Below are 15,326 nucleotides of genomic sequence, written 5' to 3'. Positions count from 1 at the left end.
GTTAGCACGAGGTAGCCTCATGAACCTGCACGACCTTTCCGGTCATGCCCGCGCCGGGCATGTCGATGAGTTGAACCTGATCTCCCTCGAAGGGGGCAACTATTACTTGCTGGAAGCGCGCGTGAGCGGTCAGCCATTCACGCTGGAAGATGGCCACGGCCATATCCTCCATCTGCGCTCGCTGGAGCATGCCCGTGAGGTGCTGCAGCCCTTGCCGCAATTGCCATCGCTCCACCTGGTGCAGGCGCAAGTGCATGACGAAATGTGCGGCATGCCCGATGAGCCAGGGATAAAGCCGGGGTCGACTTCATCGCACTGAAAGCTGGACCTGTCACCCCCCGGGCTTCGCGGCGGCACTCGCGCGGGGCGTGGCAGCGGTAGGGTGACCGGCGCAGCTGTGCTAGGCTGGTCGCCCTTTTTTCAGCACCAGCGGAGCCTTCGCATGTCCGAACTCAATTTTTCCACTGACGAAACCCGCGTCAGCTACGGCATCGGTCTTCAACTTGGCGGCCAGCTGCGCGACAACCCGCCGCCGGGTGCCAGCCTGGAAGCCATCATCGCCGGCATCTCCGATGCATTCGCCGGGCAGCCGAGTCGCGTCAGCGAGGCCGAGCTGTCGGCCAGCTTCAAGGTGATCCGCGATGTCATGCAGGCCGACGCTCAGGCCAAGGCCGAAGCTGCGGCAGGCGCCGGCCTGGCCTTCCTCGCCGAGAACGCCGCGCGTGATGGCATCAGCGTATTGGCTTCCGGTCTGCAGTACGAAGTGCTGAGCGCTGGCGCCGGCGCGATGCCGACGCGCGAAGACACCATTCGCGCTCACTACCATGGCACCCTGATCGACGGCACTGTCTTCGACAGCTCCTATGATCGTGGCCAGCCGGCCGAATTTCCGGTTGGTGGCGTCATCGCCGGCTGGACCGAGGCCCTGCAGCTGATGAATGCCGGTAGCAAATGGCGTCTGTACGTGCCGAGCGAGCTGGCCTACGGCGAGCAAGGCGTTGGCAGTATCCCGCCGCACAGCGTGCTGGTGTTTGACGTCGAGCTGTTGGACGTCCTCTAAGCGGCGCTTACCTAGGGTGGATTGCGCTCTGTGCATCCGCCTACGGCTGTCCCGTCGCCCGGATGCAATCCGGGGGCGAGATAGGCCGTGTGTCACGGGCGCAATGCCCGTGCATAGCAGTACAGAAACAGGCTGCGGACCAATTCCTTGAGCACCAGCGGCTCGCTCGAATTCAGCTCATGCAAATCCAGATCGCCCTGATCGCGCAGTTCATCCAGTGCTTGTTCTTCCAGTACCGCGCAGACTTCGCCGGTGTTGCGATTGAGAATGCGCAGGTAAGGCTGTGGTCGGTCCAGCCAGGCATCGATCAAGTAGGTCATGACTCATCTCCCATTCAAGTGGTTAGATGAGAATAATTCCTATTAATTTAATAGCAAGTATTAATCGCGGCCTTTGGTCGAGCAATAAAAAGCCCGTCGCATGGACGGGCTCTGCTTGTCGCGTCAAGCGTCAGTGGGTGCGGGCGACGGCGAAGCGGCTCAGTTCGACCAGGGCGTCGCGGTATTCGCTGGCGGGCAGGGCGTCCAGGCAGGCGATGGCGCGCTCGGCGTAGTCACGGGCTTGTTGGGCGGTGTAGTCCAGGGCGCCGGCGGCTTCTACGGCATTGCGAATGCTTTCCAGGTCCGCGATGCCGCCTTTCTGGATCGCCTGGCGCACCAGGGCGGCCTGTTCGGCAGTGCCTTCGCGCATGCAGTAGATCAGCGGCAGGGTCGGTTTGCCCTCGGCCAGGTCGTCGCCGACATTCTTGCCCAGGGTCGTGGCATCGCCGCGGTAGTCGAGCAGGTCGTCGACCAGTTGGAAGGCCACGCCGAGGTTGTCGCCAAAGGTACGCAGGGCTTCGGTCTGTTCGGCCGAGGCGCCGGCCAGGACCGCCGCGCTGTGGGTCGAGGCCTCAAACAGCATCGCGGTCTTGCCGCGGATGACTTCCATGTAGGTTTCTTCGGTGGTGCTGGCGTCGCGAATCTTCGACAGTTGCAGCACTTCGCCTTCGGCGATGACCCGGGTGGCGCGGGAGAGGATCTTCATCACCGGCATCGAGCCGAGTTCGACCATCATTTCGAAGGAGCGCGAATAGAGGAAGTCGCCCACCAGTACGCTAGGGGCGTTGCCCCACTGGGCGTTGGCGGTGCTGCGGCCGCGGCGCATGTCGGACATGTCGACTACGTCGTCGTGCAGCAGGGTGGCGGTATGCAGGAACTCGATAGTGGCGGCGAGTAGGCGCAGCCTGTCGTCCTGCAGGCCCAGGGCCTTGCCGCTGAGCAGCACCAGCAACGGGCGCAGGCGTTTGCCGCCCGCGGAGATGATGTAGTCGCCGATCTTACCCACCAGCGGCACGCGCGAGACGAGTTGTTGACGGATGATGCCGTCGACGGCGGTAAAGTCATCCGCCACCACATGGTAGAAAGCCTGGGGTTGCATCAGCGGCACGTGCTCCTCAAAGGTTGCGCGGCATGCTATGGGGCGGGGTAGGGGCTGTCAAGGCGAGTGGTAGAGGGGCTTGCGTCGTGACGGTGGCTTGCGTAGAATCGCGCACCCTGAACTTCCCCCTGGGTATTTCCCTGACTTACGCAATTGCAAGGGCGTCATATCCGGCCCCGAGCAGCCATGCCAGCTAATAACTATTTCTATAAAGCGCTGGGTGAGCAGGATTAACGGAGATTTACCATGTACGCAGTGATTGTTACTGGTGGCAAGCAATACAAGGTCACCGAAGGCGAATTCCTCAAGGTCGAAAAGCTTGAAATCGCCACTGGCGAGGCCATTACTTTCGATCGCGTGTTGTTGATCGGCAACGGCGACGACGTGCAAATCGGCGCTCCAGTTGTTGAAGGTGCCAAGGTTGTGGCTGAGGTCGTTGCACAAGGCCGTCACGACAAGGTCACCATCATCAAGTTCCGCCGTCGTAAGCACCATATGAAGCGTCAGGGCCACCGTCAGTGGTACACCGAGATCAAAATCACCGGTATTCAAGCCTAATTCGTTTCGGCCTGATCCCTTAATAGGAGTATTGAACTCATGGCACACAAAAAAGCTGGCGGTAGTACCCGCAACGGTCGCGACTCAGAAGCTAAACGCCTTGGCGTGAAGATGTATGGCGGCCAGAAAATCATTCCTGGCAACATCATCGTGCGTCAGCGCGGTACCCAATTCCATGCCGGTTACGGCGTGGGCATGGGTAAAGATCACACCCTCTTCGCGAAAATCGAAGGCGTGATCAAGTTTGAAGTAAAAGGCGCGTTCAACCGCCGTTACGTGAGCGTCGTTGCGGCCTAATCGCGCGACTGCTGGGAAAGCCTCGTCCTTGCGACGGGGCTTTTTTGTTTCTGTATTCTAGGGTTCTTGCCAAACTGTCCTGGCTGTCGCGCTTGTGCTTTGAGCGGATCCGGCGCAGGTCAATTTTGCAAGAACCTGGTGTCCCTTGGTTTAGATAACCCGCGTTTACTGCGGGAGGCGTACCCATGAAATTCGTCGATGAAGTATCGATTTTTGTAAAAGCTGGTGATGGTGGCAACGGTTGCATGAGCTTCCGGCGTGAGAAGTTCATCGAAAATGGTGGGCCGAACGGTGGTGATGGTGGCGATGGCGGCTCCGTGTATATGGTGGCCGACGAAAACCTCAACACCCTGGTCGACTATCGCTACACCCGGCGTTTCGATGCCGAGCGCGGGGCCAATGGTGGCAGCACCGATTGCACTGGGCGCAAGGGCGAGGAGATGGTCTTGCGCGTGCCGGTCGGCACGACGGTGATCGATGCCGGTACCCAGGAGGTCATTGGTGACCTGACTCGCGCCGGTCAGCGCCTGATGGTCGCCCAGGGCGGCTGGCATGGCCTGGGTAACACGCGCTTCAAGTCCAGCACCAACCGGGCGCCGCGGCAGACTACCCCGGGCAAGCCGGGTGATGCGCGCGACCTCAAGCTGGAGCTGAAGGTGTTGGCGGATGTCGGTCTGCTCGGTTTGCCGAATGCCGGCAAGAGCACCTTTATTCGATCGGTGTCGGCGGCCAAGCCGAAAGTTGCCGATTATCCGTTCACCACCCTGATTCCCAATCTTGGGGTGGTCAGTGTCGATCGCTACAAGAGCTTCGTCATCGCCGATATTCCCGGGCTGATCGAAGGTGCTTCCAATGGCGCCGGTCTGGGTATTCGCTTTCTCAAGCACCTGGCACGCACCCGTCTGTTGCTGCACCTGGTGGACATGGCGCCGCTGGATCTGACCGATCCGGCGGAGTCGGCGGCAACCATCGTCGATGAGCTGACCAAGTTCAGTCCTTCGCTGGCTGAGCGCGAGCGCTGGTTGGTGCTGAACAAAGCCGACCAGATGCTCGATGAGGAGCAGGAGGCGCGCGTCGCCGAAATCGTCGCGCGGATTGACTGGAAGGGGCCTGTCTATGTGATTTCCGCCCTGGCTCGCCAAGGCACCGATCAGCTGTGCTACGACATGATGGATTTCCTCGAGGCGCGCGCTGAGCGTATTCAGGAGAACCCTGAGTTTGCCGCTGAGCTGGCTGAGTTGGATACGCGCATCGAGGATGAGGCGCGTGCTCAATTGCAGGCGCTGGATGACAAGCGTACGTTGCGTCGTACCGGGGTCAAGGCTGTCGGTGATGTTGAGGAAGATGACAGCTTCTGGGATGAAGAAGATGATGAGGATGGCCCGGAAATCATTTACGTCCGGGATTAAGCAACTTGTTGAACGCCGCTTAATTGCGGCGTTCTTGTCTTGTAGCGAGTGATTGGGGGCTGCGAGCGCAGTGGCTTCCATTCCGTTGGGCGCTTTCTGGCTGAGGTTGGATGATCATGCGTGACAAGGTAACCAGTGCGCGGCGCTGGGTGGTGAAGATCGGCAGTGCATTGCTCACCGCCGATGGGCGGGGCCTGGATCGTGCGGCCATGGCGGTGTGGGTCGAGCAGATGGTGGCCTTGCGTGCGCAAGGCGTGGAGCTGGTGCTGGTGTCCTCTGGTGCGGTGGCGGCGGGCATGAGTCGCCTCGGCTGGACCGCGCGGCCGAAGGCCATGCATGAGTTGCAGGCTGCGGCGGCGATTGGTCAGATGGTGCTGATTCAGGCCTGGGAATCGAGTTTCGGTGAGCATGCGCGGCGCACGGCGCAGATTCTCCTGACCCATGACGACCTGTCGGATCGCAAGCGCTACCTCAATGCGCGGAGCACCTTGCGTACCCTGGTCGACCTGGATGTGATTCCGGTGATCAACGAGAACGATACGGTGGTCACCGACGAGATTCGCTTTGGCGACAACGATACCTTGGCGGCGCTGGTGGCCAATCTGGTCGAGGCTGATCTGCTGGTAATCCTGACTGATCGCGACGGTATGTATACCGCCGACCCGCGGCATAATCCCGATGCCGAATTGATTTACGAGGCGCGCGCGGATGATCCGGCGCTGGATGCCGTGGCCAGTGGTGTGGGTGGGGCGCTGGGGCGTGGCGGCATGCAGACCAAGCTGCGCGCAGCGCGGCTGGCGGCCCGTTCCGGAGCGCATACGGTGATTGTCGGTGGCGCCATCGAGCAGGTGCTGGCGCGGCTCAAGGCGGGTGAGCGGTTGGGTACTCTGCTGGCGCCCGAGCGGGGCTTGCTGGCGGCGCGCAAACAATGGCTGGCCGGACATCTGCAGACCCGGGGCACCCTGGTGCTGGATGCGGGGGCGGTCAAGGCCTTGGCGAGCGGACGCAAGAGTCTGTTGCCGGTCGGGGTCCGGGCGCTCCAGGGGAGTTTCCGGCGTGGCGAGATGGTGATCTGTGTCGATCCGGATGGGCGTGAAATCGCCCGTGGTCTGGCCAACTACAGTGCCCTCGAGGCGCAAAAAATCATCGGTCAGTCGTCGGATGCCATCGAAAGGTTGCTCGGTTACGTCGATGAACCCGAATTGATCCATCGAGATAATCTGATTCTGGTTTGAGGTGTGCTGATGCAGGTGATCAATATATTGCTGTGGGCGCTGCTGGTGTTGCCGATGTTTGCGTCGGCTGAGCAGATAGCTGAGGTGTCCACGGTATTCAAGTGGATGGGGCCGAACGACAAGATCGTGATCGAGGCCTTCGATGACCCCAAGGTGGCGGGTGTTACGTGCTACCTGTCGCGTGCCAAGACTGGCGGGATTAAGGGTGGTCTGGGCTTGGCTGAGGACCGTGCCGAAGCCTCAATTGCCTGCCGCCAGGTGGGGCCGGTCAGCTTCAAGAGCGAGCTGAAAGACGGTGAGGAGGTGTTTCGCGAGCGCACGTCCCTAGTGTTCAAGACAATGCAGGTGGTGCGTTTCTTCGATGAAAAGCGCAATACCCTGGTTTATTTGGTGTACAGCGATCGCTTCATCGAAGGCAGTCCGCAGAATGCGGTAACCGCTATCCCGATCCTGCCCTGGCCGGAACAGCGCTGAGCCTGCTCATTTCTCCGTTCGGCGACGCCTCGTAGGGCGGCCTCGGCGCGCAGCGACAGCCCGCAAGTTGTGTGTCGAACGGCCGAACCATCGGTGCACTGCCTGCGGCGAGTGACTCCCTGCGGATTGCGGCTTGTTCCAGGTCGTGTGTTCAGCGGCGGCCCATAGGGCGGCCTCGGCGCGCAGCGACAGCCCGCCAGATGTGTGCCACGCCGCCGAACCATTGGTGCACTGCCTGCGGCGAGGGACACCCTGCGGATTGCGGCTTGTTCCAGGTCGTGCGTTCGGCGACGCTCCGTAGGGCGGCCTCGGTGTGTAGCGACAGCCTGCCGGATTTGCGCTGCACTGGTGCTCTGTGCTGTCTGTCTGTGGCGATTCCGTCCTGCACTCTTGATGCCCGCGCAGTCTGCGGCCAAGGTAATCCACGGATTACGCCTTTGACCCATTCGGGCGACAACTTTTGGCTTTGTGCGGGCAATAAAAAACCGACCCTAAGGTCGGTTTTTTAAGAACTAGCAGTAAAGCAAGAAGCGCTTATTAAGCGGCTTTGGCTTCACTGAGGGCCTTGATGTGGCCATTCAGGCGGCTTTTATGACGCGCTGCTTTGTTCTTGTGGATGATGCCTTTATCGGCCATACGGTCGATGATTGGCACAGCCAGGGTGTAAGCGGTTTTTGCTACGTCAAGATCTTTGGCGTCAATAGCCTTGACCACGTTCTTGATGTAGGTACGGACCATGGAGCGCTGGCTGGCGTTATGGCTACGACGCTTCTCAGCCTGTTTGGCGCGTTTTTTGGCAGAAGGTGTATTGGCCACCGTCAAGCTCCTCGAAATCTGGGTTACTAACAAATAAGGCCGCGAATCATGCCGAGGCCTTCGCTTATTGTCAAGCCTGTTGGCTTGGATCTACTTGCTGTCTGTCGGCTGGTCGCCAACAATCGACGGCACACCGCTTGCTCTACCCAGTATCCATACGGGTCGGTAAACTCGGCGACCTTATTCTAAGGGGTTACATATGTCCGAGCGTACCGGGAAGGGCGGCTTGTTACGTTCCAGCGCGGTGGTCAGTGTAATGACCCTGTTATCGCGTGTGTTGGGCATGATACGCGATATGGTGGTTGCCGCCTATTTCGGTTCGGGTTCGGCGGCCGATGCGTTCTTCATTGCCTTCAAGATTCCCAACTTTCTGCGCCGGTTATTTGCCGAGGGTGCCTTCGCTCAGGCGTTTGTCCCGGTACTTTCGGAATACCGGACGCATCGCAGTCTGGCCGAGGTCAAGCAGCTGGTCGACCGCACCGCGGGCTACCTGGGGCTGACGCTGACCGCTCTGACCGCTCTGGGAGTGGTTGGCTCGCCCTATTTGATCATGCTGTTCGCGCCCGGCTTTCACAGTGATCCGGCCAAGCTCGAACTGGCGGGGGATCTGCTACGGATTACCTTTCCCTATCTGCTGCTGATCTCGCTTACGGCCTTTTCTGGCGGGATCTTGAACGCCTACGGGCGTTTCGCCGTGCCCTCATTTACCCCGGTACTGCTGAATGTCTGCATGATCGGGGCGGCAATTTACCTGACGCCGTATTTCGATCAGCCGATCATGGCTCTGGCCTGGGGCGTGCTGATTGCCGGGTTTGCCCAGTTGCTGTTCCAGCTGCCGTTTCTGGCCCGGATCAAGCTGCTGCCCACGCCCAAGGTGCACCGCGACGAGGGCGTACGGCGGATCATGCTGTTGATGGTGCCGGCGCTGTTCGGGGTGTCGGTCAGCCAGATCAACCTGCTGCTCGATACCGTGCTCGCCTCGTTGCTGCAGACCGGCAGCGTGTCCTGGCTGTATTACGCCGACCGTCTGTCTGAATTGCCCCTGGGGGCGTTCGGGATCGCCATTGGTACGGTGATTCTGCCGAGCCTGTCGCGCCAGCATGCCAGCGATGATCCCAAGGCGTTTTCGGCCACCATCGACTGGGCCTTGCGCATGGTGTTGCTGCTCGGGGTGCCGGCGGCGCTGGCCCTGGCGATCCTCGCCGAGCCGTTGATCGCCACGTTGTTTCACTATGGGGCGATGACCGAGCGTGACGTGCTGCAGTCGGCCGCCGCGCTGCGGGCCTATTCGCTCGGCGTGCTGGCCTTCATGTTGATCAAGGTGCTGGCGCCAGCGTTCTTCGCCCGGCAGGACCTGAGAACCCCGGTGCGGATTGCGATCATCTGCATGGTGGCGAACATGGTGTTCAACCTGATTTTGATCTGGCCCTTGCAGCATGCCGGTCTGGCGCTGGCGACCTCGCTGTCGTCGTTACTCAATACCGTCCTGCTGTTCTGGGGCCTGTACAAGATCGGCGTGTATCGCCCCGCGCCGGGCTGGGGGTTGTACGGCCTGCGCCTGCTGGGCGCCTGTGCAGCCATGGTGGCGCTGGTCTGGTGGTTGAATGTGGCGCCGGCCGAGTGGTTCGTCTGGGGTTGGCAGCAGCGCGTGCTCTGGCTGAGCTTGCTGGTCGGCGGCGGTCTGCTGGCGTTTGTCGCGGCCTTGCTGGTGCTGGGGCTGCGCATGCGTCATCTGCGTCATTGATTGCTGCGTGGCCCGCTGTGGCTGGGTTTGAGCGCGGCATTGTGCTTGTCTGCCGATCGAGTCTACGCCCGAGGGCCGAGCATGGGTATAATCGGCCACTTTATGAGCAAGAAGCGCGTTATGCAGCTGGTTCGAGGCCTACACAACTTGCGGCCCCAGCATCGGGGCTGTGTCGCCACTATTGGCAATTTCGACGGCGTCCATCGTGGCCATCAGGCCATTCTGGCGCGTTTGCGTGAGCGCGCGGCCGAGTTGGCGCTGCCCAGTTGCGTGGTGATTTTCGAGCCACAACCGCGCGAGTTCTTTGGCCCCGACACGGCGCCCGCCCGCCTGACGCGTCTGCGCGACAAGCTCGCGTTGCTGGCCGCCGAAGGTGTCGATCGGGTGCTGTGCCTGAGCTTCAATCCGCGTTTGCGCGAGTTGAGCGCCGCCGAGTTCGTGCAGAAAGTCCTGATCGACGGGCTGGATGTGCGGCATCTGGAGGTCGGTGATGACTTCCGCTTCGGTTGCGACCGGGTCGGCGACTTCGCCTTTCTGGAACAAGCCGGTGAGCGCCAAGGCTTTACCGTCGAGGCTGCCGCCACGGTCGAACTGGATGGAGCGCGCGTCAGCAGTACCCGAGTGCGCGAGGCCCTGGCTGCAGGTGACTTCGCCCTGGCCGAACACCTGCTCGGTCGACCGTTCCAGATCGCCGGGCGCGTGCTGCACGGGCAGAAATTGGGTCGCCAGCTGGATGCGCCGACCGCCAATGTGCAGCTCAAGCGCAAGCGCGTACCACTGACTGGGGTGTACCTGGTCAGCACCGAGGTGGACGGTCAGCCGTGGCCGGGAGTCGCCAATATCGGCGTACGGCCGAGCGTGGCGAGTGATGGCAGTGCCCACCTCGAAGTGCATTTGTTGGATTTTGCCGGTGATTTGTATGGCCGGCGTTTGACGGTGGCATTCCACCACAAGCTGCGTGAAGAGCAGCGTTTCGCCTCCCTCGAGGCACTGAAGACGGCAATTGCTGCCGATATTGCCGCCGCCCGTGCCCATTGGCAGGGTCAACCGCTTAAGTGAAGAGCCTGAAATGACCGACTACAAAGCCACGCTAAATCTGCCTGATACCCAGTTTCCGATGAAGGCCGGCCTGCCGCAGCGCGAGCCGCAGATTCTGCAGCGTTGGCACGACATGGGTCTGTATCAGAAGCTGCGGCAGCTGGGCGAAGGCCGGCCGAAATTCGTCCTGCACGACGGCCCGCCTTATGCCAACGGCAGCATTCATATCGGTCATGCGGTCAACAAGATCCTCAAAGACATCATTACCCGCTCCAAGACCCTGTCCGGGTATGACGCCCCCTATGTGCCGGGCTGGGATTGTCACGGCCTGCCGATCGAGCACAAGGTCGAAACCACTTTCGGCAAGAATCAGCCGTCCGACCTGACCCGCGAGCGCTGCCGCACCTATGCCGGCGAGCAGATCGAAGGGCAGAAGGCCGACTTCATCCGCCTCGGTGTGCTCGGCGACTGGGACAACCCGTACAAGACCATGGACTTCGCCAACGAGGCCGGCGAGATCCGCGTCCTGGCCGAGATGGTCAAGCAGGGCTTTGTGTTCAAGGGCCTGAAGCCGATCAACTGGTGTTTCGACTGCGGCTCGGCGCTGGCCGAAGCCGAAGTCGAATACCAGGACAAGAAATCCGATGCCATCGACGTCGCCTTCCCGGTCGAAGATGCCGACAAGCTGGCCGCCGCCTTCGGCCTGGCCAGCCTGAGCAAGCCTGCGAGCATCGTCATCTGGACCACCACGCCCTGGACCATTCCGGCCAACCAGGCGCTCAACGTGCATCCCGAATTCAACTACGCCCTGGTCGATACCGGCGACAAGCTCCTGCTGCTGGCCGAAGAGCTGGTCGAAAGCAGCCTGCAGCGCTATGGCCTACAGGGCGAGGTGATCGCCATCGCCAAGGGCGAAGCGCTGGAACTGATCCGTTTCCGCCATCCGTTCTATGAGCGTTTCGCGCCTGTGTACCTGGCCGATTACGTCGAATTGGGCGCGGGCACCGGCATCGTCCATTCGGCCCCGGCCTACGGCGAGGACGACTTCCGCTCCTGCAAGGGCTACGGCATGAGCAATGACGACATTATCAGCCCGGTGCAGAGCCATGGCGTCTACGTCGAGTCGCTGCCATTCTTCGGTGGCCAGTTCATCTGGAAGGCCAACCCGAATATCGTCGCCAAACTCGACGAAGTCGGTTGCCTGCTCAAGCACGAAGTCATCCAGCACAGCTACATGCACTGCTGGCGGCACAAGACCCCGCTGATCTACCGCGCCACCGCGCAGTGGTTCGTCGGCATGGACAAGCAGCCTAACGAAGGCGACACCTTGCGCGAACGCGCGCTGGCCGCCATCGAGCAAACTGCATTCGTCCCGGCCTGGGGCCAGGCGCGCCTGCACAGCATGATCGCCGGCCGGCCGGACTGGTGTATCTCGCGCCAGCGCAACTGGGGCGTACCGATCCCGTTCTTCCTGCACAAGGAAAGCGGCGAGCTGCACCCGCGCACCGCCGAACTGATGGAGGCCGTAGCGCTGCGCGTCGAGCAGGCGGGCATCGAAGCCTGGTTCAAGCTGGATGCTGCCGAGTTGCTCGGTGACGAGGCCGCGCAGTACGACAAGATCAGCGATACCCTGGACGTCTGGTTCGACTCCGGCACCACTCACTGGCACGTGCTGCGCGGTTCCCATCCACTTGGCCATGCCACTGGCCCGCGCGCCGATCTCTATCTGGAGGGTTCCGACCAGCACCGTGGCTGGTTCCATTCCTCCCTGCTGACCGGCAGCGCCATCGATGGTCACGCGCCCTACAAGGAGCTGTTGACCCACGGTTTCGTGGTCGACGAGAACGGCCGCAAGATGTCCAAGTCGATGGGCAACGTGGTCGCGCCGCAGGAAGTGAATGACAGCCTGGGCGCCGACATTCTGCGTCTGTGGGTCTCGTCCACCGACTACTCCGGCGAAATGGCCGTGTCCAAGGTGATCCTGCAGCGCAGCGCCGACTCCTACCGGCGGATTCGCAACACCGCGCGTTTCCTGCTTTCCAACCTCAGCGGTTTCGACCCGGTGCAGCATGTGCTGCCTGCCGCGGACATGCTCGCCCTGGATCGCTGGGCGGTGGATCGCGCCCTGCTGCTGCAGCGCGAGATCGAGGAAGCCTACGGCAGCTATCGCTTCTGGAACGTCTACCAGAAGGTGCACAATTTCTGTGTGCAGGAGCTGGGTGGCTTCTACCTCGACATCATCAAGGACCGCCAGTACACCACCGCCGCCGACAGCGTGGCGCGGCGTTCCTGCCAGACCGCGTTGTTCCATATCGCCGAGGCGCTGGTGCGCTGGATCGCGCCGGTGCTGGCGTTCACCGCCGACGAGCTGTGGCAGTACCTGCCGGGCGAGCGCAACGAATCGGTGATGCTCAACGGCTGGTATCAGGGCCTGAGCGAGCTGCCAGAGGACTTCGAGCTGAGCCGCGAGTTCTGGGAGCGGGTCATGGCGGTCAAGGTCGCGGTCAACAAAGAGATGGAAAACCTGCGTGCGGCCAAGGCCATCGGCGGCAACCTGCAGGCCGAGGTGACCCTCTACGCCGAAGACAGCCTGATTGCCGACCTGAGCAAACTCGGCAACGAGCTGCGCTTCGTATTGATCACCTCGACTGCCAGCCTGGCGCCGCTAAGCAGTGCGCCGAGCGATGCGGTGGAAACCGAAGTGCCGGGCCTCAAGCTGAAAGTGCTCAAGTCCGGCCACGCCAAGTGCGCCCGTTGCTGGCATCACCGTGAAGATGTCGGGGTCAATCCGGCGCATCCGGAAATCTGCGTCCGCTGTGTGGACAACATCGAAGGCGCCGGCGAGGTTCGTCACTATGCGTGATGCCCCGCGCACTGTTGTGTCGGTATCCGTAGGCGCCAGCTTGCTGCGGTCCGGCGTCCCGGCGATTCGCGGTATACCGCGAGCAAGCGGGCTCCTGCAGGAAGGCCGAGTATGAGCGCCCGCTTCGGTAGGTTGCCCTGGTTGTGGCTGAGCCTGCTGGTGTTCGTGATCGATCAGGCCAGCAAGTTCTACTTCGACAACGCGCTGACCCTGTACCAGCAGATCGTGGTGATCCCCGATTACTTCAGCTGGACCCTGGCCTACAACACCGGCGCGGCGTTCAGCTTCCTGGCCGGCGCCTCGGGCTGGCAGCGCTGGCTGTTTGCCTTGATCGCCATAGTCGTCAGCGCTGTGCTGGTGGTCTGGCTCAAGCGCTTGAAACCGGACGAAACCTGGCTGGCCATGGCGCTGGCGCTGGTACTCGGCGGCGCGCTGGGCAATCTGCTCGACCGCGTGGTGTTCGGCCATGTGGTCGACTTCATCCTGGTGCACTGGCAGCACCGCTGGTACTTCCCCGCCTTCAATGTCGCGGACGCCGCTATTTCCCTCGGCGCTATCTTCTTGGCGCTGGATATGTTCAAAAGCAACAAATCCGGAGAAACCACCCCATGACTGATGTACGTATCGGCCCGGACAGGGAAGTCACCCTGAATTTCGCCCTCAAGCTGGACAACGGCGACGTGGTCGACAGCACTTTCGACAAGCAGCCCGCCACCTTCAAAGTCGGCGACGGCAATCTGTTGCCCGGTTTCGAGTCCGCATTGTTCGGCTTCAAGGCCGGCGACAAGCGCACTGTGCAGGTGTTGCCTGAGCATGGTTTCGGCCAGCCCAACCCGCAGAACGTGCAGGTCATGCCGCGCAGCCAGTTCAAGGACATGGAGCTCTCCGATGGTTTGCTGGTGATCTTCAATGACGCCGCTAAAGCCGAGCTGCCGGGCGTGGTCAAGGCATTCGACGACAACCAGGTGACCATCGACTTCAACCACCCGCTGGCCGGCAAGACCCTGAGCTTCGATGTCGAGATCATCGCGGTCAAAGCGCTTTGACGCCGTTGTAGATCCTATCCGATGGTTCCCACACTCGGCGTGGTAACCCCGCCAGGGACGCTCCGCGTCCCGCTGTGAGGCGGACGCAGAACGTCCAGGCTGCATGCCCACGCGGACGGTTCGACGCCTCGATGTGGGAACGATCAAAGGCGCGAGGCAACCCTGCGAAGGACGCCCCTAGTGTCGATTCGAACCCGTAGCCTGGGATCGTGCAGGCGTCTCGCGTTACACTCTTCATCCTCAAGTTTCCGCGCGCCGAGAGTCACCATGCATATCAAACTCGCCAATCCCCGCGGCTTCTGCGCCGGTGTCGATCGCGCCATCGAAATCGTCAACCGCGCCCTGGAAGTCTTCGGCCCGCCGATCTATGTACGCCATGAGGTGGTGCACAACAAATTCGTGGTCGAAGACCTGCGCGCACGCGGCGCCATCTTCGTCGAAGAGCTGGATCAGATCCCCGACGACGTCATCGTCATCTTCAGCGCCCATGGCGTGTCCCAGGCTGTACGCAACGAAGCCGAGCGGCGCGGCCTGAAGATCTTCGACGCTACCTGCCCGTTGGTGACCAAGGTGCACATGGAAGTGGTGCGCTACAGCCGCGAGGGGCGCGAATGCATCCTGATCGGCCATGCCGGCCACCCGGAAGTCGAAGGCACCATGGGCCAGTACGATACGGCCAACGGTGGCGCCATCTACCTGGTGGAAGACGAGGCCGATGTGGCCCGGCTCAAGGTGCGCAACCCCGAGACCCTGGCATTCGTCACCCAGACCACCCTGTCAATGGACGACACCAGTAAAGTCATCGACGCCCTGCGCAACAAATTCCCCAGCATCGGCGGGCCGCGCAAGGACGACATCTGCTACGCCACCCAGAACCGCCAGGACGCGGTCAAGCTACTGGCGGCCGAGAGCGACGTGCTGCTGGTGGTCGGCAGTCCGAACAGCTCCAACTCCAATCGCCTGCGCGAACTGGCCGAGCGCATGGGCACCCCGGCCTACCTGATCGATGGCGCCGAAGACCTCAAGCGCGAGTGGTTCGATGGCGTTAGCGGCATCGGCATCACCGCCGGTGCATCGGCGCCGGAAGTGCTGGTGCGCGGGGTGATCAGTCAGCTCCAGGCGTGGGGCGCAACAGGGGAGAGCGAGCTGGCCGGAAGGCCGGAAAATGTGACGTTCTCGATGCCCAAGGAATTGCGGGTGACGCGTCTCGATTAAATATTCTAGTGCAGATTAAATAAAACCAAGCCCGACATAACCGGGCTTGGTTTTATTGGGGTTCTGTACCAGTTATGTGTTGAGGAGGGTGGGTCAGCGCTCGGCCCTCCCTACAAAATCGATGTAAACAGCTAACGCGTACATAGCCTTTA

Annotated in this window: 16 protein-coding genes; 13 read left to right on the top strand and 3 right to left on the bottom strand. The window is 61.6% G+C overall.

What is annotated here, in order from left to right; genetic code table 11:
* Nucleotides 1-19: 19 nt before the first annotated feature.
* Nucleotides 20-319 carry a DUF6482 family protein gene (locus tag B2D37_RS13830; protein WP_079203226.1) on the top strand — a complete coding sequence of 100 codons (300 nt, stop codon included), beginning with the start codon at nt 20-22 and terminating at the stop codon, nt 317-319.
* Nucleotides 320-442: 123 nt separating this feature from the next.
* Nucleotides 443-1,060 carry an FKBP-type peptidyl-prolyl cis-trans isomerase gene (locus tag B2D37_RS13825; protein ID WP_079203225.1) on the top strand — a complete coding sequence of 206 codons (618 nt, stop codon included), beginning with the start codon at nt 443-445 and terminating at the stop codon, nt 1,058-1,060.
* A gap of 92 nt (nt 1,061-1,152) precedes the next feature.
* On the opposite strand, the gene B2D37_RS13820 is transcribed toward B2D37_RS13825, so the two are convergent.
* Both B2D37_RS13820 and B2D37_RS13815 read right to left on the bottom strand, forming a co-directional pair.
* On the bottom strand, nt 1,153-1,380 hold the full coding sequence (locus B2D37_RS13820; RefSeq protein ID WP_079203224.1) for a hypothetical protein: 228 nt from the start codon (nt 1,378-1,380) through the stop codon (nt 1,153-1,155).
* A 130-nt stretch (nt 1,381-1,510) separates the two neighbouring features.
* Nucleotides 1,511-2,479: a polyprenyl synthetase family protein gene (locus B2D37_RS13815; protein WP_079204986.1), complete on the bottom strand. Its 969-nt coding sequence runs from the start codon at nt 2,477-2,479 to the stop codon at nt 1,511-1,513.
* A gap of 246 nt (nt 2,480-2,725) precedes the next feature.
* Here B2D37_RS13815 and rplU point away from each other — a divergent pair, with 246 nt between their 5' ends.
* From rplU to B2D37_RS13790, 5 genes are all read left to right on the top strand, one after another.
* The gene (rplU, locus tag B2D37_RS13810; protein WP_079203223.1) at nt 2,726-3,037 is read left to right on the top strand and encodes a 50S ribosomal protein L21; all 312 of its coding nucleotides are present in this window, start codon (nt 2,726-2,728) and stop codon (nt 3,035-3,037) included.
* A gap of 39 nt (nt 3,038-3,076) precedes the next feature.
* A complete protein-coding gene (rpmA, locus tag B2D37_RS13805) occupies nt 3,077-3,334 on the top strand; it encodes a 50S ribosomal protein L27 (protein ID WP_003176049.1) in 258 nt (85 codons plus the stop codon).
* Between the two features lie 185 nt (nt 3,335-3,519).
* On the top strand, nt 3,520-4,743 hold the full coding sequence (gene cgtA / locus B2D37_RS13800) for an Obg family GTPase CgtA (protein WP_079203222.1): 1,224 nt from the start codon (nt 3,520-3,522) through the stop codon (nt 4,741-4,743).
* A gap of 116 nt (nt 4,744-4,859) precedes the next feature.
* A complete protein-coding gene (proB, locus tag B2D37_RS13795; protein ID WP_079204985.1) occupies nt 4,860-5,978 on the top strand; it encodes a glutamate 5-kinase in 1,119 nt (372 codons plus the stop codon).
* Nucleotides 5,979-5,987: 9 nt separating this feature from the next.
* Nucleotides 5,988-6,452 carry a CreA family protein gene (locus B2D37_RS13790; protein ID WP_079203221.1) on the top strand — a complete coding sequence of 155 codons (465 nt, stop codon included), beginning with the start codon at nt 5,988-5,990 and terminating at the stop codon, nt 6,450-6,452.
* Nucleotides 6,453-6,989: 537 nt separating this feature from the next.
* Here B2D37_RS13790 and rpsT read toward each other — a convergent pair.
* On the bottom strand, nt 6,990-7,268 hold the full coding sequence (gene rpsT, locus B2D37_RS13785) for a 30S ribosomal protein S20 (RefSeq protein WP_079203220.1): 279 nt from the start codon (nt 7,266-7,268) through the stop codon (nt 6,990-6,992).
* Nucleotides 7,269-7,467: 199 nt separating this feature from the next.
* On the opposite strand from rpsT, the gene murJ reads away from it, so the two are divergent.
* From murJ to ispH, 6 genes are all read left to right on the top strand, one after another.
* A complete protein-coding gene (gene murJ / locus B2D37_RS13780) occupies nt 7,468-9,012 on the top strand; it encodes a murein biosynthesis integral membrane protein MurJ (RefSeq protein ID WP_079203219.1) in 1,545 nt (514 codons plus the stop codon).
* A 120-nt stretch (nt 9,013-9,132) separates the two neighbouring features.
* Entirely contained in the window at nt 9,133-10,071 is a 939-nt protein-coding gene (ribF, locus tag B2D37_RS13775) for a bifunctional riboflavin kinase/FAD synthetase (protein ID WP_079203218.1), read from the top strand.
* A gap of 10 nt (nt 10,072-10,081) precedes the next feature.
* Complete coding sequence (gene ileS, locus B2D37_RS13770) at nt 10,082-12,913, top strand: isoleucine--tRNA ligase (protein WP_079203217.1); 2,832 nt, start codon at nt 10,082-10,084, stop codon at nt 12,911-12,913.
* 111 nt (nt 12,914-13,024) lie between these two features.
* Complete coding sequence (gene lspA / locus B2D37_RS13765) at nt 13,025-13,525, top strand: signal peptidase II (protein ID WP_079203216.1); 501 nt, start codon at nt 13,025-13,027, stop codon at nt 13,523-13,525.
* On the top strand, nt 13,522-13,959 hold the full coding sequence (locus tag B2D37_RS13760; RefSeq protein WP_079203215.1) for a peptidylprolyl isomerase: 438 nt from the start codon (nt 13,522-13,524) through the stop codon (nt 13,957-13,959). Before lspA ends, B2D37_RS13760 begins: the two co-directional genes overlap by 4 nt.
* 267 nt (nt 13,960-14,226) lie before the next feature.
* Nucleotides 14,227-15,174 carry a 4-hydroxy-3-methylbut-2-enyl diphosphate reductase gene (ispH, locus tag B2D37_RS13755; protein WP_079203214.1) on the top strand — a complete coding sequence of 316 codons (948 nt, stop codon included), beginning with the start codon at nt 14,227-14,229 and terminating at the stop codon, nt 15,172-15,174.
* Nucleotides 15,175-15,326 lie beyond the last annotated feature (152 nt).

Source organism: Pseudomonas sp. CC6-YY-74 (assembly GCF_002025205.1).
Classification (GTDB): domain Bacteria; phylum Pseudomonadota; class Gammaproteobacteria; order Pseudomonadales; family Pseudomonadaceae; genus Aquipseudomonas; species Aquipseudomonas paeninsulae.
Note: the sequence above shows the minus strand (reverse complement) of the source record. Positions and strands in the feature narration are given on the sequence as shown.